This is a genomic window from Streptomyces sp. NPDC020742, from assembly GCF_040641675.1.
GTDB lineage: Bacteria > Actinomycetota > Actinomycetes > Streptomycetales > Streptomycetaceae > Streptomyces.
In genome coordinates this window covers 40389-57183 of record NZ_JBFAEA010000002.1, presented here as the reverse complement: position 1 = coordinate 57183, position 16795 = coordinate 40389, and the positions used below count along the sequence as shown (strand labels likewise).

Here is a 16795-nt window from a genome sequence, read left to right as displayed (position 1 = left end):
AGAGCCGGCGACGAAAGGCGGCAGCACACCATGAGCGCTGCACAACAACCCGTTTCGGACGCCGGCCTGTTGCCGGCGGACACCACCGAGGACGTCCGGGCGCGGCGCCCGACCATGGCGGTGCTGCCCATCGGCAGCTTCGAACAGCACGGTGCATTCCTCCCGTTGACCACCGATACGGTCATCGCCGGAACCATCGCCCGGGAGCTGGCCGCCGCCCACCCGGTCCTGCTGCTGCCGCCGCTGACGGTGTCCTGTTCCCATGAGCACGCGGACTGGCCGGGGACCGTCAGCATTTCGGCACAAACCCTGTATGCGGTCGTCACCGACATCGCGGATTCGCTGCGCCATTCCGGGATCGGCACCCTGATTCTGGTCAACGGCCACGGCGGAAATTACGTCCTGCGCAATGTGGTTCAGGAATCCGCCGGGCGCGGCATACGGATGGCGTTGTTCCCCGGGTCTGCCGACTGGGATGCCGCGCGCGACCGGGCCGGGGTGGGGACGTCCGGGCACAGCGATATGCACGCCGGAGAGGTCGAGACGTCGATTCTGCTGCATGCCCACCCCACGTTGGTCAGGGACGGCTATGCCTCGGCGGATTGCACCGCCGATGACCGGAAGCATCTCCTGACGCTGGGAATGTCGGCCTATACCGAGTCCGGGGTCATCGGCCGGCCGTCACGGGCCTCCGCGGACAAGGGCCGGGAATTGCTGGCGGGGCTGGTCGCGGCATTCGGGGAATATGCCGCGCTGTTCGGCGAACCTGCGGCAACGGCACAGGACGGGAGCTGAGCGATGTCCGGAGAGGGAACCGGGGTGCTGGACACCGCGGCCGCGTGGGAGCTGCTGCGGCGGATCCGTACGGCGGACGAGGCCGCGGCCGCCGGGCTGGTCACCGACGGCGCGGGCCGGACCACCTGGCGGACGGCCTGCTCGTCCGAAGCCGCCGAACTCGCCGAGCGCTACCTGCCGTTGTGCCTGGCAGGCCCGCACCTGGCGTTCGCGCAGCTCGGGCAGAGCCTGGACGGCTTCATCGCGACCCGTACCGGCGACGCCGACTACGTCACCGGACCGGCCGACCGCTGCCATCTGCACCGACTGCGGGCGCTCGCCGACGCGGTGCTGATCGGGGCCGGTACCGCGGTGGCGGACGACCCGCAGCTGACCGTGCGGGCCTGTAGTGGTGCCAACCCGGTCCGGGTGGTGCTCGATCCGCGGGGCCGGGTGCCGCTGGACAGCGGGGTGTTCACCGACGGGGCCGCACCGACGCTGTGGGTGGTGGGCCCGGACGCCGACGACGCCGCCCGGTCCGCCCCGGGCACCGGTGTCGAGGTGCTCGCCCTGCCGGACGCGGCGGCCTTCGCCCCGGCGCGGCTGCTGACGGCGCTGGCGCGGCGCGGGCTGGGGCGGGTGCTGATCGAGGGCGGCGGCGCCACGGTGTCGCGGTTCCTGCGGGAGGGAGCGCTCGACCGGCTCTACGTCACCGTGGCACCGGTGCTGCTCGGCGACGGCGTCCCGGGGCTGCGGTTCCCCGGCACGCCGGTGATGCGGGAGGCGCTACGGCCGCCGGTGCGGCGCGCCCTGCTCGGCGAGGACACGCTCTTCGAGCTGGACCTCCGGGCCGGCGGCGGGGACCGGCCCGGCGGCCCGGCGGACGAGCAGCACCGCGGCGCCGGGCAGGCTCGCCGCGAAGGCGAGCACGCCGTAGACCACGGCGCTGGTCAGGCCCTGGGCGGCGCCCAGTCCGGCGGCGCCGAAGGCCCAGGCGGCGACGCCCTCGCGGGGGCCCCAGCCGCCGACGTTCAGGGGCAGGGCCATGGCCAGCAGCGCTAGCACGATCAGCGGGAGCAGTTCGGCGAGCGGCGCGCTGACCCCGGCGACCCGGGCGGCCAGCACGAACATGGCGAGGTAGCCGGCGAGCACCACCGCGGACGAGAGCGCGACGCCGGGCCAGATGCCGGGGCCGAACAGGCCCTGGCGGGCCTCGGCCAGCGCCGCGCGCAGGGCCCGGGCACCGCGCGAGGTGCCGCGGCGCCGCCGCAGCCACAGCGCGACGGCGAGCAGCAGTACCGCCGCCCCCGCCACCGGCAGGGCGACACCGGGCGCGGCCAGGGCCCGTCGGGCCGGTGCGGGCACCGTCGACGGCCGGACGAGCAGCGCCACCGCCCCGGCGACGCACAGCACCAACTGGCCGGCGGCGCGTTCCAGCACCACGGCGCGCACGCCCCGGCCGAGGTCCCCGGCGGACCGGCCGTGCCGTACGGCGCGGTGGACGTCTCCCAGTACGCCCCCGGGCAGCGCCGCGTTCAGGAACAGCGCCCGGTAGTAGTCCGCCACGGCCGGGCCGAGCGGCAGCCGCAGCCCCAGCCCGCGGGCCACCAGGCACCAGCGCCAGGCGCTGAACACCGTGGTCAGCAGGCCGAGTCCGAGCCCGGCCAGCAGGGTGCCGGCGTCGATCCGGCGCAGCCCGTCCAGGAAGGCGGCCGAGCCCAGGTGCCCTACCAGCACCGCCAGGATGCCCACCCCCGCGAGCATCCGCAGCCACCCCGCCCAGCCGGGCCGCTTCATCCCCCGCCCCCCGGCAGCGCCAGCAGGTCGGTGTGGTGCACCGTCACCGCCAGCTCGCCCGCCGCGTTGGCCTCCAGCCGCCGCTGCAGATAGCCGGCCGCCTCGGCCGCCAGCTCCGGGCGCTGGACCTGTGCGGCGGCGACCCAGCCGCGCAGCCAGGGGTCGATCAGCGTCGACTCCGCGGAGCCGAGCCGCCAGGGGCTCGGCATCAACCGGACCGCGGCGCCCCGTCGTTCGAACGCCTCGGCCGCCGCCTCGATCGCGTCCGGGCCGAGCAGGGCCCGGCCCTGATCGGCGCGCCGCTGGTGCGCGTTGAAGGCGTCGGTCAGCGCGCCGTCGAGCGGATCGGCCGGGGTCAGCTCGACCCGTCCGGCGACGGAGAGCGCCAGCAGCACCGGGACGCCGGCCCGGGTGCAGGCCTCCGCGAGGCCCTCTACCTCGTCGAGGGTGAGCAGGTCGAGCAGCGCCGAGGCGGTGACCAGGGAGGTGCCGGTCAGGTCCGCGGCGGTGAGGCCGGCCAGGTCCCCGCGCATGGTGGTGGCCGTGACGGGGGTGCCGTCGGCGGCCGATCCTGGCATCCGCCGGGCGGCCAGCGCCAGCAGGTCGGGGTCGTGGTCATGGAGCGTCCAGCGCTGCGGACCGGGCAGCCGGACGGCGAGCCAGCGCGCCATCGAGCCGGTGCCGCAGCCCAGATCGCGGATCACCAGGCCGTCCGGGCTTGGGTGGGCGGACAGCCGGGCGCGCAGCGGGTGCAGCAGTTCGGGCGCGCGGGCCGCGGCGTCCGCGCGTTCGCGCAACTCCAGCCAGCGCGGCGCGAAGCGGGGGCTGCCCACCGCGTCCACGGCGTTCACCGGTCGCCCCGGGGTGTGTGCCGGAGCCGTTCCAGCGCTCCGGCCAGACTGTGCGACGTCATCTCCCACTCCTCCAGCATGGCACGGCGTCCGCGTGCCGATTTCCTGAGTTGGTCCCGCAGTTCGGGGTCGCCCAGCCAGTCGGCCAGTGCGCCGGCCAGCGCGTGCGGCCGGTCGGACGGGACGAGCAGGCCCGGCAGACTGCCGTCCGGCGCCCGTCCCAGGGCCTCCGGCACCCCGTCGACGGCCGTCGCCAGCACCGGGATCCCGCGGGCCAGCGCCTCGGTGACCACCATCCCGTAGGTCTCCGCGTACGAGGGCAGTACGAGCAGGTCGGCGGCGGCATAGCGGGCGGCCAGGTCGGCGCCGGCCAGCGGCCCGGTGAAGCCGACCCGGTCGCCGAGTCCCGACTCCTGGGCGAGGGAGCGCAGTTGGTCGAGGTATCCCGTGTCATGTCCGGCCCCGCCGACCAGGGTGCAGCTCCAGGGCAGGCCGGCCAGCGTCGCCAGGGCCTCGATCAGCCGGTGCTGCCCCTTGCGCGGGGTGAGCGAGGCGACGCACAGCAGCGCGCCGGCGCCGTCGGTTCCGGGCGCGAGGGGCGCGGGGTCGGTGCCCGGGCGGGCGACCGTAACGCGCCCGGCCGGCAGGCCGTGGTGGGCAGCGAGCCGGTCGGCGGCCCACGTGCTGGTGACGACCACGGTCTGCACGGAGTGCAGGGTGCGGCGTTCCAGGGCGTCGAGCTCGGCCGCCACCTCGGGGGCGAGCCCGGTCTCGTCGCCCAGCGGCAGGTGCACCAGTACGGCGAGCCGCAGCCGCGCGGACTCGGGGGCGAGCACCTCCGGCACACCGCAGGCGACCAGGCCGTCGAGCAGCACCACCGCGCCGTCGGGCAGCGCCGCCAGACGGTGCGCCAGCCCGGCCCGGGCGGTGCGGTCGGGCCGCGGCCAGCTGCCGGGCAGGGCATACCGGCTCACCTGCCACCCCGCCGCCGGCAGGTCCCGGCAGACCCGGAGGTCGTAGGTGTTGCCGCCGCTGGGCGCCGTCGGATCGTCGACCCCGCCGGGCAGCAGGAAGTGCACCCGCCGGGCCGTCGGGCCGGCGCCGGTGTCCGTCACAGGGCGCGCTCGTAGGTCGCCCAGGCGATGTGCGATTCATGCAGCGTGACGGATATGCCCGCCAGCTCGCGGGCACCCTCGCCCAGGCCGCCGGCGTGCACCCGGTCGGCGAGCCGGTCGGCGATGACCTTGGCGAGCGCCTCGGTCGAGGTGTTGATTCCGGCGAAGGCCGGCTCGTCGTCGAGGTTGCGGTAGTTCAACTCACCGACCACGGCGTTGAGTTCCCGGGTGGCCAGGCCGATGTCGACGACGATGTTGTCCTCGTCGAGCTCCGGTCGGCGGAAGGTGGCGTCCACGAGGAAGGTCGCGCCGTGCAGACGCTGCGCGGGTCCGAAAACCGCGCCGCGGAAGCTGTGCGCGATCATCAGGTGATCGCGGACGGTGATGCTGAACACGGGTGTTCCTCCGGTGTGATGTCGGTCTCGGTGACGGGGGTGGACGAGGGGGCGGGGCCTGGCCGGGCGGGACCGGGCGGGGTGGCCCGGCCGGGTGCCCTAGGAGCCGTCCGGGGGCGCGTACCGGATGCGGTGGCAGAGCGCCGGCAGCGCGCCGGAGGCGAGTTCGGGCAGCACCGACGGCAGGTCCTCGAAGGCGGATTCGCCGGTGACCAGCGCGTCGAAGGCGGGGTCGGCGAGGAGGTCCAGGGCGAGCGCGAGCCGGTCGGCGTAGGTCCGGCCGGGCCGGGCGGCCGGGGAGACGGTGCCCACCTGGCTGCTGCGGACGGTCAGCCGACGCGCGTGGAAGGCCTCCCCCAGCGGCAGGCTGATCCGCCGGTCGCCGTACCAGCTCAGCTCGATGACGGTGCCTTCGGGCGCGAGCAGTCCGAGCGCGTGCGTCAGCCCCTCCTCGGTGGCGCTGGCGTGCACGACCAGGTCACAGTCGCCGAGCGCGTCCTGCGGCAGAGCGAAGTCCACCCCGAGCGCCGCGGCGGTCTGCGCGCGGGCCGGGTCGGCGTCCACCAGCTGTACCCGGAGCCCGGGGTACCGGGCGAGCAGCGCGGCGACGCTACAGCCGACCATGCCCGCGCCGACCACCGCGATCCGGTCCCCGACCTGTGGTGAGGCGTCCCACAGGGCGTTCACCGCGGTCTCCACGGTGCCCGCCAGTATCGCGCGGCCGGCAGGGACCGTCTCCGGTACCGGGGTGACCGCGCTCGCCGGGACGACGTAGTGCGTCTGGTGCGGGTAGAGGCAGAAGACCGTACGGCCGGCCAGCTCGGGCGGCCCCTCCTCGACGACGCCGACGCTGAGGTAGCCGTACTTGACCGGTGCCGGGAAGTCCCCGTCCTGGAACGGCGCCCGCATCGCCTGGTGCTGGCTCGTGGGCACCCCGCCGCGGAAGACCAGGGTCTCGGTGCCGCGGCTCACTCCGGAGTACAGGGTGCGCACCAGCACCTCGCCGGGGCCGGGGGCCGGAAGCGTCACGGTACGGATCTCTCCCCGGCCGGCAGTCCTTAGCCAAAACGCACAAGCAACGCGTGCCACCGGGGATCCTCCTGGACGCTACGACGGGGGTTCGTTGATGCTGGAGATCATCAGGGTGCCGTCACCATACGCGGCGCTCCTGGACTGCGCCACAAGTCGAAGGGAGGCACGGTGGCCCTGCAAGAGCACTACGACACGCGGCTCTTCGTGCCGGACACCACGGCCGGCCTCGGCGTGCAACTGCTGGTGTTGGAGGTGCTGTGCCGGCTGGCCGGCCTGGGCACCCTGGGCTGGCTCACCGGGTTCGCGTTCACCGTGATCACCTGGGTGTTGCTCACGCTGGCGCTCCAGCGGTCGTGGACCGGGCCGTTCGGCCCGGCCAACCGCGTCACCCTGGCCCGGACGATCCTGGTCGGCGGGGTGACCGCGCTGGTCGCGGACTCCTTCGACCGGCCGCCGCCGGTCACGGTGCTGGTCGCGATGGCCACCGTCGCGCTGATCCTGGACGGGGTGGACGGGAAGGTGGCCCGGCGCACCGGTACGGCCACGCCACTGGGGGCGCGCTTCGACATGGAGGTCGACGCCTTCCTCATCCTGGTCCTGTGCGTCTACCTCGCGCTCCCCCTGGGGGCCTGGGTGCTGGCGATCGGCCTGATGCGGTACGCCTTCGTCGCGGCGTCCTGGGCACTGCCCTGGCTCCAGGGCGCTCTACCGCACAGCATGGCCCGCAAGACCGTGGCCGCCCTCCAGGGCATCGTGCTGGTGCTGGCCGCGGCCGGGATCGTGCCGCAGGCCCTGGCCGCGGGCGCGGTGGCGCTGGCGCTGGCACTGTTGGTGTGGTCGTTCGGCCGGGATGTGGTGTGGTTGTGGCGGACCAGGGACCGGACCGGTGCCGGGCCGCTCAGGTCCCCGCGTGCCGCCCCAGGTAGATGACGAGCGCGAGGAAGACCAGCACCAGGTTCGTGACGACGATGTAGAGCAGCACCTGTCGCAGCGGGCTGCGCCGGGACGGCCGGTGGGCGAACAGCACCGAGCCCGGCAGCCGCGCCAGTTGGGCTCCCGGACGGACCGCGGCCATACCGGGCCGCCGGACTCCGCAGCGCGGGGAGGAGCGGTGCCGGGCGGGGGCCTCCGGGCAGGCGCGGCCGTGTCCCCGGGGCGTGCGCAGCGGCCCCGGCGCCGGTGGGCGGCCCCGGCAGGGGCGGGTGGTACCCGGCCCGGAGGGCGAGGGTATGCAGGTGCGGGAGCGGACCGCCCGCCAGGGCGGGGGCCCCTTGCGTCGCGGTGTGCCGGGCATCGACGATCACCCCGCCCCGGCCACCGGCACCGCGCCCGTCTCGGCCTGCCGCAGCTCGGTCAGCAGCGCGTGCTGTCCGGTGAGCACATCGGCGAGGACCCGCCGGGCGGCGCACAGCAGCTCCGCGACGTGGCAGCCGGCCAGTTCGTAGACGACGGTGGAGCCGCTGCGGGTGGCGGACACCATGCCGGCCCGGCGCAGCACCGCCAACTGCTGGGAGAGCGCGGACGGTTCGACCTGGAGCTCGCCGAGCAGCGCGCGTACCGGCATCGGCCCGTTCTGCAGCAGCTCCAACACCCGGATGCGCAGCGGATGTCCCAGCATCCGGAAGATTTCGGCCTTGGCCTGATAGAGCGGGATCCGGTCGCCGTTCATCTCCCCGCCCCGCTTCCGCGTGCCGTGCTCACCGCGCGCACCCGCTCCCCTGCCGATCCGGCGCACTTGCCCACGCATGCCCTCCGCGCCAGGGCCGCCGGCCCTCGCGTCACCTGTTGAATTGCGGAATTCTGCAACTGTAGACGACACGGGCCGGGAGCTGAACGGCGGTGGAACAACGGGCCGTCCAATCCCGGCCACCGGCACCGGTATCGGACAGGTGCCGGGGGCCGGGTCGAGTGGCGGGGTTGGGTGCCGGGGGCCGAGTTGGGTGCCGGGGGCCGGGCCCGGGCGAGGTGCCGGCCACCGGGCAGCCGGTCCCGCCGCGATTCCCCGGAACCCGGTGGACAGCGCCTCCTCGCCCTTGCACAGTGACGCCCATGACCTCACTGGTACGCCACCTCACCTTCGACTGCACCGACGCCTACCGGCTGGCCCGCTTCTGGGCAGAGGTGCTGAACGGTTCGCTGGCCGACGACGACGTCCCGGGGGACCCGGAGGCCACCGTCACCTCCGCCGGCGCCGCGCTGCTGTTCGTCTCCGTGCCGGATGCCAAGACGGTGAAGAACCGGGTGCACCTGGACCTCCAGCCGCAGGACCGCAGCCGGGACGAGGAGGTCGAGCGGCTGCTGGCGCTCGGTGCGACGCTGGTGGCCGACCACCGCCGTCCGGACGGGACGGGGTGGGCGACGATGGCCGATTTCGAGGGCAATGAGTTCTGTGTGGAGCGCAGCGCGGCGGAGCGGGCCGGCTGAGTCGGCGTTCCGTCAGCCCCGGCCGGTCCGGGCGGCCTCGACGCGCTCCCGGGCCTCGGCGAGGTCCTCCTCGGTGGGGGCGTCGTCCTGGCTGAGCCGGCGGCGCCAGTAGCCGGTGAAGTCGATCTGCCGCTTGTCGAGGCCGCGTTGGGCCACCAGGTGGCGCCGTAGCGTCCGGACCGTGCCGGCCTCACCGGCCAGCCAGACGAACGGTGCGCCGGCCGGGAAGGACAGGGCTCGGACGGCGGCCGGCAGTGCCTCGCCGCCTCCGGGCGGGGCGCCGTCGCGGTGCACCCAGTGCACGGTGAGGTCCGCCCGGGTCGTGAACGTCTGCTCGTCGGCCGCACCGTCCACCTCGATGCAGGCCAGCGCCCGGATGCCGGGCGGCAGCGACTCGACCAGGGAGCCGATGGCCGGCAGCGCGGTCTCGTCGCCGGCCAGCAGCAACCAGTCGGCGCTGGCCGTCGGCAACGGCCGGGCGTAGTCCGCCGAGGGGCCGTAGCGGGCGAGGGTGTCGCCCACCGCGGCGGCAGCCGCCCAGCGGGTCGCCGGTCCGCTCTCCGGAGCGCCCGCCGGTCCGTCCGGCCCGGCGGCACCATGGAGGACGAAGTCGACGGTGAGCCAATGCCGTTGGGGGTCGTAGGAGCGCACCGTGTAGCTGCGCATCCAGGGCCGTTCGTCCTCGGGGAGGGCGAGGTACGCCTGGTACCAGCGCATCGCGTCGCCACCCGCGGACGCCTCGGGCAGCCGGGGAGCGGACTGCCCGGGCCGGGGGAACAGCAGCTTGAGCTGCTGGTCCGGCCAGGTGGGGAAGGCATCGAGGCCCTCCCCGGCGAAGCTGATGCGAACCATGTGCGGGGTGATCCGCGCTACGTCGGTGACCTGGATGAACGCGACGGGCACAGCCGTCATCGGAGCCTCCTTGAGGACGTGGGGGGGGTGGGCCGGAAGGTGGCGGGGCAGGGCGGAACGGGTCCCACCGCGCGGGCGGTCGGAGGCGGCCCGGCGGGCGCGGACGTCGGCGAGTCGCCGGCGGCGACCGGCTCGGCGCCGCACCGTTCCGGGCCCACCAGCCCCCTTCCCCCGCCCGCCTTGACCTCCCCCTGATATCTTTACGCCGTAAAGAATTCGCTCCGCGACGTTACTTTATGCCGTAAGGAGACTGCAAGTGGTGGTATTCGCCGGCCAGGGGGACCCCCGCCGTTCACTGGCCCTGCTCTGGCGCGCCGAGGCCACCGACGGGCCGGGGGCCAAGAAGGGGCCGGGGCCCAGGCCCGCGCTGAGCGTCGAGGCAATCGTCACGGCCGGGATCGCGGTCGCCGACGCTGAGGGCATGGCGGCGCTGTCCATGCGCGCCGTCGGCGAGCGACTGGGGCGGACCGCGATGGCGCTCTACACCTACGTCCCCGGCAAGGGCGAGCTGGTGGACCTGATGTACGACCAGGTGCTGGCCGAGTTGCCGGAGGACTACGACCTCACGCCGGGCTGGCGGGCCGCGCTGACGGCCTGGGCCGAGGACACCTGGGAGTTCCACCTCCGTCACCCCTGGGTCCTCCAGGTCTCCCAGGCCCGGCCGGTGCTCGGCCCCCACGAATACCGCACCCTGGAGACCCTGCTGCGGCTGCTGCACGCCACGGAGCTGAGCCCGGGGGTGCTGCGCCGGATCGTGGGGACCCTGCTGCACTTCGTACGGGGTGCCGCGGGGACCGTCGTGGAGTCCCGGCTGGCCGCCGCGTCGACCGGGGTCTCCGACGAGGAGTGGTGGCGGGCACGGTCCGGCACGCTCCTGGAGGTGGTCCCGGACTTCGCGGAGCGCTTCCCGCTCCTGGTCCGGCTGGAGACCGAGGGTGCGGCGCCGGTCGCCGACGCGTCCGTCCCCTATCTGGAGCGCGAGGCGCGCGAGACCTTCGAGGTCGGGCTGGCCGTCGTCCTGGACGGGATCGCGGCGGCCGTCGCACGGGCCCGCTGAGCCGGCCGCTGGGGCGCGGCACCCCTCCCCCGCACGGCCGTTGGGGTGATGAAAGCGGGCGCGGCGGCCCGGTGCGGGTGTCGTCGGGCGCGCTCCGTGCGTTGATCTCCCATGACTGTCTTCCGCGTCCGACCGTGGTTCCTGCCGACCAGCCTCACGGTGTTCCTGACCGAGGCATGGCCGGACGGCCCGGCTGACGCCCCGTCGGATACCGAGTGCGACAGTCAGGGCGAGACCCACCCCGATACTCGGTCGGCCGAGGCAGGGCCGACCGGGTGTCCTCCGTCCGCCGATCCCTCCGGCGCCGCAGCCGAGGACCCTTCCGGGCCCGCTGACCGGGCCTGATGCACCGCCCGGCGGGTCGCGGGGGAACCGGAGTTGACGGCGTGTCGAAAGCTGGCGTCCGCACGCACCGTCGTCATCGGGTCACCACATGTGGCGGGCGGTGGTGATCGCCCATAGCTTCGCCTCATGGCGCTACGACAGATCAAATACATGGGCTGCGTCGCGGCGGTGCTGGCCGGCGGACTGGGCGCGGCCGACCCCGGAGACGCCGAGAACCGGCATGTCATCCGCCCCGGCCACTCGATCCAGGCTGCGGTGGACGCGGCCAGGCCGGGCGACACCATCCTGCTGCGACCCGGGGTCTACCGCGGGAGCGTACTCATCAACAAGCCCCGGCTGCGGCTGATCGGCGCGGGGCGGAAGACGGTGATCGTCCCCGGCGGCCGGCGGGCCGCCGCGAACGCCTGCGGGCGGAGCGGCAGCGGAATCTGCGTGCTGGGCGGCCGCCGCATCCTGCGGGACGTCAGCATCCGCTCGCTGACCGTCGAGGGCTTCAAGCGGAACGGCATCTGGGCCTCCCGCACCGACCGGATGTCCGTGCACCGGGTGACCGCCCGGAGGAACGGTGTGTGGGGCATCGCGCAGGAGAAGTCCACCCGCGCGGTGATCCGGGACAACTACGTCACCCGCAACGGCGACTCGGGCATCTTCCTCGCCAACGCGATCAAGGAGGAGGGCGGAGCCACCGACACCCGGGGCGCACTGATCACCCAGAACCTGCTCACCCGCAACCGGATCGGCGTGACGATCCGGCGGGTCAGAAATCTGACGGTGGGCCACAACACCATCATCAGGAACTGCGGCGGGGTCTTCATCGTCGGCGACGAGTCCCGCCCGCGGGCCGGCGCACTGACCGTACGGGACAACGACATCTCCCGGAACAACAAGCACTGCCCCGCCACCAAACGGCTGCCCTTCCTCCAGGGCTCCGGAGTCGTGCTCACCGGCACCGAGCGGGCCCTGGTGCGGCACAACCTGATCCGCGACAACCGGGGGAGGTCCCCGCTCTCCGGCGGTGTCGTCCTGTTCCCCAGCTTCGTCAAGGCGCTCAACGAGCGCAATGTCATCGCCGACAACATCGTGCTGCGCAACAGGCCGGCAGACCTGATCAACAAGGACCGCCGCGGCAAGGGCAACCGATTCATCCGCAACGTGTGCCGGACCTCGAAGCCGGCCCGGCTGTGCTGACGTCCAACGGAGAATAGAGGCGGAATGACCACCGTAAGTCCCAGCCCCCAGCCGGCGATGCGGCTGCGGGAGCTCATCTTCGGGGCCGCGTGCGCGGCGGCGGTACGGGCCGCGGCACGGCTCGGCGTCGCCGACGCGCTCGACGACCGGCCCGCCACGGCCGAGGAGTTGGCCGCCGCCGTGCACACCGAGCCACGGCCACTGCAGCGGCTGCTGCGCGCGCTGTCCTGCTACGGGATCTTCGCGGAGACCGACGACGGGAAGTACGAGCACACCGAGATGTCCCGGATGCTGCGCGAGGACGTCCCGGGCAGCCTGCGCTACATCTCCCTGTGGTGCACCGAGCCGTGGACCTGGGAGGCCTGGCCCCGGCTCGACGACGCGGTGCGCACCGGCCGCGGCGTCTTCGACGACCTGTACGGCAAGGGCTTCTTCGACTACCTCCACGAGGACGCGCCCGAGTCCGCACGGGTCTTCGACCGGGCCATGACCACCTCCAGCAAGCAGTCCGCCGAGGACCTCGCCGGACTGCTGGACCTGACCGGGGCGTCGTCGGTCGCGGACATCGGCGGCGGCCAGGGCCATGTGCTGGCCAGCCTGCTGGAGAAGTACCCGGACCTGCACGGCACGCTGCTCGATCTGCCCTCGGTGGTGGCGCATCCGGACCCCCGGCTGCGCTCGGGCGGCGCGCTCGCCCCGCGGGTGCGCATCGTCCCAGGGGACTGCCGCGAGGAGATCCCGGTACAGGCCGATGTGTACATCATCAAGAACATCCTGGAGTGGGACGACGAGAGCACCAGCCGGACCCTGACCAATGTGGTCAAGGCCGCCCGCGCCGGAGCCCGTGTGGTGATCATCGAGAACATCGTCGACGACAGCCCCTCGATGCGCTTCACCACGGCCATGGACCTGCTGCTGCTCCTCAACGTCGGCGGTGCCAAGCACACCACGACGAGCCTGGTCGGCCGGATCGCCGAGGCCGGGCTGGAGGTCGGCGAGATCCGGCCGGTCAACCCGTATCTGCACGCCTTCGAATGCACCGTCCCGGCGTGACCAGGTCGGTTCCGTGAGGACGCCCGCGCACAGCAGGCCGCCCGGCGAGGAGAGCTCTCCTCGCCGGGCGGCCCTGCCGGTTCCCGGGCCGGCGCACGGGCCGGGGGATCGCCCCGGACCCACCAGTGCGTCAGCCGCTGCCGTCGCGCTCCCAGGAGTAGAACTGCTGGGCCATCGCGTCCTTGGGGCTCCGCCAGGTCTCCGGGTCGTACGCGCTGACGAAGGCGGACAGCTTGTCGCTCACCGCGCGGAACTCGGGGTGCTCGGTGACCTTGGCGATCTCCGGTCCCGGCGGCCGGTCGGATTCGATGAGGTGCAGGTACACGTCACCGAACTGGAAGAGGGTCCGCCGCGACACGCCGACCAGGTGCGGCAGTTCCGTACGGTCGGAGGCCCGGAAGACCTCGGCGATGTCCGGAGCCGAACCGGGTTTCATGCGGGCGACGATCAGAGCGTGATGCATCGGGGGGTTCCCTTCGTTGCCGCCGGGTGGCGGTCCGGACGCGGCCTCGCGGTCCGTCAGCGGACGGGGGCGGAGCGGAGCTCGCGGTCCCGCTGCTCGATCTTGTCCCGGATGAGCTCCATCTGGATCCGGGAGTTGCGGTTGATGAGCTCGGTCATCCCCTTGTCGTCCACCGGGGCCTGGGGCTTCATCGCGAAGTCCTGGGTCCAGTGCATCGAGGTGCCGCCCGGGATCTCGGTGTACTTCCAGTGGATGTCCATGTGCTCGAACGGACCGGTCTCCACCCGGCGGGCGCGCACGGTGCGGTTCCTGCGGTCCATGACGCGCTCGGAGACCCAGCTCCAGACGGTGCCGTTGTCGTCCGGGTGCATCGTCAGCCGGAAGGTGGTCTTGTCGCCCTCCCGGGACAGCACCTCGACCGCGGCGTACTCGCTGAACAGCTTCGGCCAGTCCTCGATGTCGTTGGTGATGTCCCAGACGAGGTCGAGCGGGGCCGCGATGGTGATCTCGTTCTCGGTGTGGCCGGGCATGTCAGGCTCCTCTCGTGGGCACGGTCGCCTTTTCGGCGTCGGCCTTGGCGTTGTGGGTGTTGACCAGCGCGAGGAAGTCGCGCGGGGTCTTGCAGCGCTCCGCGTCGGTCGGCATCGGCCGGCCGTGCCGGTTCTCCAGCTCGCCGACGATGCCGAGCAGGCCGAGCGAGTCGAGGCCGAACTCGGCGAAGGACGCATCGGCGCGGTTGGCCAGGTCCTTCGGGTCGACGGTGAGGCCGGCGGCCGACTTCATCAGCGCTGCCAGCTCATTGAGCGTCAGTTGAGCGGTCATGTGGATTTCTCCTTCTCACGAGGGGGACGCAGGGCCCTGCCGCAGCACCATTGCCGCGTTCGAGCCCATCAGTCCCCGACTCAGCACCAACGCCGTCCGCAACGCGGCGGGCCGGGCACGGCCCGTCACCACGTCAAGGTCGTGGCACACGTCGACGACGTTGGGGGTGGGCGGCACCACGCCGTTCTCCATGGCGAGCACCGCTGCCGCGATGTCCAGGACGGGAGCACCGCAGTACGCCCGTCCGGTGCCGGTCTTGGGAGCGGTCACCGGGACCCGCGTGGCGTGCCGGCCCAGGGCGTCCGCGAGCGCCAGTGCCTCGGCCCGGTCGGCCGAGGGGACACCGAGCGCATCGGCGAACACCACGTCGATCTCCTCCGGGGCGCACCGCGCATCGGCCAGCGCACCGCGGACCGCGTGGGCGAGCCCCTCCCGGGACTCCTCCCACCGCGAGGCGCCGGTGAAGGTCGCGGCGTGCCCGGCGAGCACGGCCCGCGCGGGGGCGCCACGGCTCTCGGCCGCCGACTCCTCCTCGACGACCAGCATCGCGCCGCCCTCGGCGGGTACGAATCCGCAGGCGCCGTCGGTGAACGGGCGGTAGGCCCGGTCCGGCTCCTCGCTCCTGCTCAGGTCCTCGTAACCGAGCTGACAGACCACCGAGTACGGGGCCAGCGGCGCCTCGGCGGCGCCCACGACCACGGCGTCGGTGCCGCGCCGGATGGTGCGGCAGGCGTGCGCCAGGGCGTCCAGGCCGCCCGCCTCGTCGCTGGCGACGACTCCACAGGGCCCCTTGAAGCCGCCGCGGATGGAGATCTGTCCGGTGCTGGCCGCGTAGAACCAGGCGATGGACTGGTACGGGCCGACGTGCCGGGAGCCCTGGCCCCAGAGCCGTTGCAGCTCCCGCTGGCCGAACTCACCGCCGCCGGAGCCGGCGGCAGTGACCACACCCACCGCAAACGGGGAGTCGCCGTAGTCGGCGCGGCCCAGGCGGGCGTCGTCCAGGGCCAGGTTGGCCGCGGCCATGGCGAAGTGCGTGAACCGGTCGGTCTGGACGAGGTAGCGCTCCTCGATCAGATCCGCCGGGTCGAAGCCGCGCACCTCACCGGCGACCTTCAGCGGCAGGTGCTCGCATCCGTCGCGGGTCACCCGGTCCAGGACGCTGATGCCCTCTCTGGTCGCCTTCCAGAAGGCGTCGGTGCTCACCCCGTTGGGGGCGATCACGCCGATGCCGGTGACGACCGAGCGTCTCTCCTTGGGGGATCTCATGCTGCCCTCCCGCCCTGTCGGGTGAGTACCACCGCTGACTGGAACCCGCCGAAGCCGCTGCCGACCGAGAGGACCGAGCGCAGCGGCAGCTCCCGCGCCGTCCTGGGTACGTAGTCGAGGTCGCACTCCGGGTCCGGAGTCTCGTAGTTCGCCGTGGGCGGCACGACCTGGTGGGTCAGCGCCAGCACACAGGCGACGATCTCGATGGCGCCGATCGCGCCGAGCGAGTGGCCCACCATGGATTTGATGGAGCTCATCGGCACGTTGTAGGCGTGCTTGCCGAGCGACCGCTTGACGGCGGCGGTCTCGTGGCGGTCGTTCTGCTGGGTGCCCGAGCCGTGCGCGTTGACGTAGTCGACCTGAGTGGCGTCGACCCGGGCGTGGCTGAGGGCGTGGTTGATCGCCTCGGCCATCTCCAGGCCCTCCTGGGTGAGCCCGGTCATGTGGTAGGCGTTGCCGAAGGTGGCGTAGCCACGGATCTCGCAGAGGACGGTCGCACCGCGGGCGCGGGCGTGCTCCAGCTCCTCCAGCACGAGGACGGCGCCGCCCTCCCCCATGACGAATCCGTCGCGGTGCGCGTCGAACGGCCGGGAGGCGTGGGCGGGGTCGTCGTTGTTCGCGGAGGTCGCCTTGATCGCGTCGAAGCAGGCCACCGTGATCGGGGAGATCGGCGAGTCCGAGGCCCCGGCGACGCAGACGTCCACCCGGCCCTCCTCGATGGACTGGAAGGCGTACCCGATGGCGTCGAGGCCGGAGGTGCAGCCCGTCGAGACGGTCTGCACCGGGCCGTGCGCACCGACCTGCTCGGCCACCGCGGAGGCGAGCGAACTCGGGGAGAACGCCCGCTCCAGGTAGCGGCCCGCCGGCCGGTGGTCGACGTCCCACCGCTGTCCACGGCTGCTGACGGCGACGTAGTCGTGCTCCAGCCGCGTCGTGCCGCCGACCGCGGTGCCCAGGGACACCCCGATCCGCCAGGGGTCTTCCTTCTCCATGTCCAGGCCGGCCTCCCGGAGAGCCTCCTCGGCGGCGACCATGGCGAACTGGATGTACCGGTCCGAGCGGGCGATCTGCTCCTGGGTCAGTCCGTGGGCCCGGGCGTCGAAGTCGCACTCGGCGGCGATCCGTGAGCGGAAGCCCTCCGGGTTGAAGAGGGTGATGCCGCGGGTCGCCGTACGCCCGGCGGACAGCAGGTCCCAGAAGGCGGGCACTCCCACCCCGCCGGGCGCGACGATCCCGACCCCGGTGACCGCCACGCGGCGGCTCATGCCGAGACCTCGCCGCGCTCGGCCCCGCGTTCGCGG

Annotated in this window: 19 protein-coding genes and 1 pseudogene; 7 read left to right on the top strand and 13 right to left on the bottom strand. The window is 73.5% G+C overall.

Annotated features, from left to right (window positions below; translation table 11 throughout):
* The first annotated feature begins 30 nt into the window (after positions 1–30).
* Both AB0G84_RS04290 and AB0G84_RS04285 read left to right on the top strand, forming a co-directional pair.
* Positions 31–795, top strand: coding sequence for a creatininase family protein (locus tag AB0G84_RS04290; RefSeq protein WP_361315293.1), 765 nt, complete (start codon positions 31–33; stop codon positions 793–795).
* A 3-nt stretch (positions 796–798) separates the two neighbouring features.
* Positions 799–1458, top strand: a pseudogene (locus AB0G84_RS04285) (RibD family protein); the annotation flags it as partial.
* 102 nt (positions 1459–1560) lie between these two features.
* On the opposite strand, the gene AB0G84_RS04280 reads toward AB0G84_RS04285, so the two are convergent.
* From AB0G84_RS04280 to AB0G84_RS04260, 5 genes are all read right to left on the bottom strand, one after another.
* A complete protein-coding gene (locus tag AB0G84_RS04280; RefSeq protein WP_361315291.1) occupies positions 1561–2571 on the bottom strand; it encodes a lysylphosphatidylglycerol synthase transmembrane domain-containing protein in 1011 nt (336 codons plus the stop codon).
* Positions 2568–3413 carry a class I SAM-dependent methyltransferase gene (locus tag AB0G84_RS04275; RefSeq protein ID WP_361316769.1) on the bottom strand — a complete coding sequence of 282 codons (846 nt, stop codon included), beginning with the start codon at positions 3411–3413 and terminating at the stop codon, positions 2568–2570. Before AB0G84_RS04275 ends, AB0G84_RS04280 begins: the two co-directional genes overlap by 4 nt.
* Before the next feature lie 5 nt (positions 3414–3418).
* Positions 3419–4537 (bottom strand): glycosyltransferase family 4 protein, encoded by a 1119-nt coding sequence (locus tag AB0G84_RS04270; RefSeq protein ID WP_361315289.1) that lies wholly within the window; start codon positions 4535–4537, stop codon positions 3419–3421.
* On the bottom strand, positions 4534–4932 hold the full coding sequence (locus AB0G84_RS04265) for a 6-carboxytetrahydropterin synthase (protein ID WP_361315286.1): 399 nt from the start codon (positions 4930–4932) through the stop codon (positions 4534–4536). Before AB0G84_RS04265 ends, AB0G84_RS04270 begins: the two co-directional genes overlap by 4 nt.
* A 99-nt stretch (positions 4933–5031) precedes the next feature.
* Complete coding sequence (locus tag AB0G84_RS04260; protein WP_361315283.1) at positions 5032–6021, bottom strand: FAD-dependent oxidoreductase; 990 nt, start codon at positions 6019–6021, stop codon at positions 5032–5034.
* A 111-nt stretch (positions 6022–6132) separates the two neighbouring features.
* Between AB0G84_RS04260 and AB0G84_RS04255 the strand changes: the two genes are divergently transcribed.
* The gene (locus AB0G84_RS04255; protein WP_361315281.1) at positions 6133–6894 is read left to right on the top strand and encodes a CDP-alcohol phosphatidyltransferase family protein; all 762 of its coding nucleotides are present in this window, start codon (positions 6133–6135) and stop codon (positions 6892–6894) included.
* Here the strand turns inward: AB0G84_RS04255 and AB0G84_RS04250 are convergent.
* Entirely contained in the window at positions 6863–7039 is a 177-nt protein-coding gene (locus AB0G84_RS04250) for a hypothetical protein (protein ID WP_361315279.1), read from the bottom strand. The two genes, AB0G84_RS04255 and AB0G84_RS04250, sit on opposite strands and share 32 nt — an antisense overlap.
* A 225-nt stretch (positions 7040–7264) precedes the next feature.
* On the bottom strand, positions 7265–7633 hold the full coding sequence (locus AB0G84_RS04245) for a metalloregulator ArsR/SmtB family transcription factor (protein WP_361316766.1): 369 nt from the start codon (positions 7631–7633) through the stop codon (positions 7265–7267).
* Between the two features lie 380 nt (positions 7634–8013).
* Between AB0G84_RS04245 and AB0G84_RS04240 the strand changes: the two genes are divergently transcribed.
* The gene (locus tag AB0G84_RS04240; RefSeq protein ID WP_361315276.1) at positions 8014–8388 is read left to right on the top strand and encodes a VOC family protein; all 375 of its coding nucleotides are present in this window, start codon (positions 8014–8016) and stop codon (positions 8386–8388) included.
* Positions 8389–8400: 12 nt separating this feature from the next.
* On the opposite strand, the gene AB0G84_RS04235 is transcribed toward AB0G84_RS04240, so the two are convergent.
* On the bottom strand, positions 8401–9300 hold the full coding sequence (locus AB0G84_RS04235; protein ID WP_361315274.1) for a siderophore-interacting protein: 900 nt from the start codon (positions 9298–9300) through the stop codon (positions 8401–8403).
* A gap of 256 nt (positions 9301–9556) precedes the next feature.
* Between AB0G84_RS04235 and AB0G84_RS04230 the strand changes: the two genes are divergently transcribed.
* The 3 genes from AB0G84_RS04230 to AB0G84_RS04220 all read left to right on the top strand — a co-directional run bounded on the left by AB0G84_RS04230 (position 9557) and on the right by AB0G84_RS04220 (position 12943).
* Complete coding sequence (locus tag AB0G84_RS04230) at positions 9557–10357, top strand: TetR/AcrR family transcriptional regulator C-terminal domain-containing protein (protein WP_361315271.1); 801 nt, start codon at positions 9557–9559, stop codon at positions 10355–10357.
* 471 nt (positions 10358–10828) lie between these two features.
* A complete protein-coding gene (locus tag AB0G84_RS04225; protein ID WP_361315269.1) occupies positions 10829–11890 on the top strand; it encodes a right-handed parallel beta-helix repeat-containing protein in 1062 nt (353 codons plus the stop codon).
* A 24-nt stretch (positions 11891–11914) separates the two neighbouring features.
* Positions 11915–12943, top strand: a complete 1029-nt coding sequence (locus tag AB0G84_RS04220) for a methyltransferase (RefSeq protein WP_361315266.1) — start codon at positions 11915–11917, stop codon at positions 12941–12943.
* Positions 12944–13073: 130 nt separating this feature from the next.
* On the opposite strand, the gene AB0G84_RS04215 is transcribed toward AB0G84_RS04220, so the two are convergent.
* The 5 genes from AB0G84_RS04215 to AB0G84_RS04195 are packed head-to-tail and all read right to left on the bottom strand — an operon-like array spanning position 13074 to position 16759.
* Positions 13074–13406: a TcmI family type II polyketide cyclase gene (locus AB0G84_RS04215; RefSeq protein ID WP_361315264.1), complete on the bottom strand. Its 333-nt coding sequence runs from the start codon at positions 13404–13406 to the stop codon at positions 13074–13076.
* Between the two features lie 56 nt (positions 13407–13462).
* A complete protein-coding gene (locus tag AB0G84_RS04210) occupies positions 13463–13936 on the bottom strand; it encodes an SRPBCC family protein (RefSeq protein WP_361315261.1) in 474 nt (157 codons plus the stop codon).
* 1 nt (position 13937) lies between these two features.
* Complete coding sequence (locus tag AB0G84_RS04205) at positions 13938–14228, bottom strand: acyl carrier protein (protein WP_361315258.1); 291 nt, start codon at positions 14226–14228, stop codon at positions 13938–13940.
* A 15-nt stretch (positions 14229–14243) separates the two neighbouring features.
* Complete coding sequence (locus AB0G84_RS04200) at positions 14244–15494, bottom strand: ketosynthase chain-length factor (RefSeq protein ID WP_361315256.1); 1251 nt, start codon at positions 15492–15494, stop codon at positions 14244–14246.
* Positions 15491–16759, bottom strand: a complete 1269-nt coding sequence (locus AB0G84_RS04195) for a beta-ketoacyl-[acyl-carrier-protein] synthase family protein (RefSeq protein WP_361315253.1) — start codon at positions 16757–16759, stop codon at positions 15491–15493. The genes AB0G84_RS04200 and AB0G84_RS04195 overlap by 4 nt, the downstream gene beginning before the upstream one ends.
* Positions 16760–16795: the final 36 nt, after the last annotated feature.

Bases quoted from the DNA above. Each gene is read 5' to 3' on its own strand.
- AB0G84_RS04205 (WP_361315258.1), bottom strand. From the start codon at position 14,228: ATGACCGCTCAACTGACGCTCAATGAGCTGGCAGCGCTGATGAAGTCG.
- AB0G84_RS04195 (WP_361315253.1), bottom strand. From the start codon at position 16,759: ATGAGCCGCCGCGTGGCGGTCACCGGGGTCGGGATCGTCGCGCCCGGC.
- AB0G84_RS04250 (WP_361315279.1), bottom strand. From the start codon at position 7,039: ATGGCCGCGGTCCGTCCGGGAGCCCAACTGGCGCGGCTGCCGGGCTCG.
- AB0G84_RS04220 (WP_361315266.1), top strand. From the start codon at position 11,915: ATGACCACCGTAAGTCCCAGCCCCCAGCCGGCGATGCGGCTGCGGGAG.
- AB0G84_RS04240 (WP_361315276.1), top strand. From the start codon at position 8,014: ATGACCTCACTGGTACGCCACCTCACCTTCGACTGCACCGACGCCTAC.
- AB0G84_RS04200 (WP_361315256.1), bottom strand. From the start codon at position 15,494: ATGAGATCCCCCAAGGAGAGACGCTCGGTCGTCACCGGCATCGGCGTG.
- AB0G84_RS04290 (WP_361315293.1), top strand. From the start codon at position 31: ATGAGCGCTGCACAACAACCCGTTTCGGACGCCGGCCTGTTGCCGGCG.
- AB0G84_RS04235 (WP_361315274.1), bottom strand. From the start codon at position 9,300: ATGACGGCTGTGCCCGTCGCGTTCATCCAGGTCACCGACGTAGCGCGG.
- AB0G84_RS04225 (WP_361315269.1), top strand. From the start codon at position 10,829: ATGGCGCTACGACAGATCAAATACATGGGCTGCGTCGCGGCGGTGCTG.
- AB0G84_RS04215 (WP_361315264.1), bottom strand. From the start codon at position 13,406: ATGCATCACGCTCTGATCGTCGCCCGCATGAAACCCGGTTCGGCTCCG.
- AB0G84_RS04210 (WP_361315261.1), bottom strand. From the start codon at position 13,936: ATGCCCGGCCACACCGAGAACGAGATCACCATCGCGGCCCCGCTCGAC.
- AB0G84_RS04280 (WP_361315291.1), bottom strand. From the start codon at position 2,571: ATGAAGCGGCCCGGCTGGGCGGGGTGGCTGCGGATGCTCGCGGGGGTG.
- AB0G84_RS04245 (WP_361316766.1), bottom strand. From the start codon at position 7,633: ATGAACGGCGACCGGATCCCGCTCTATCAGGCCAAGGCCGAAATCTTC.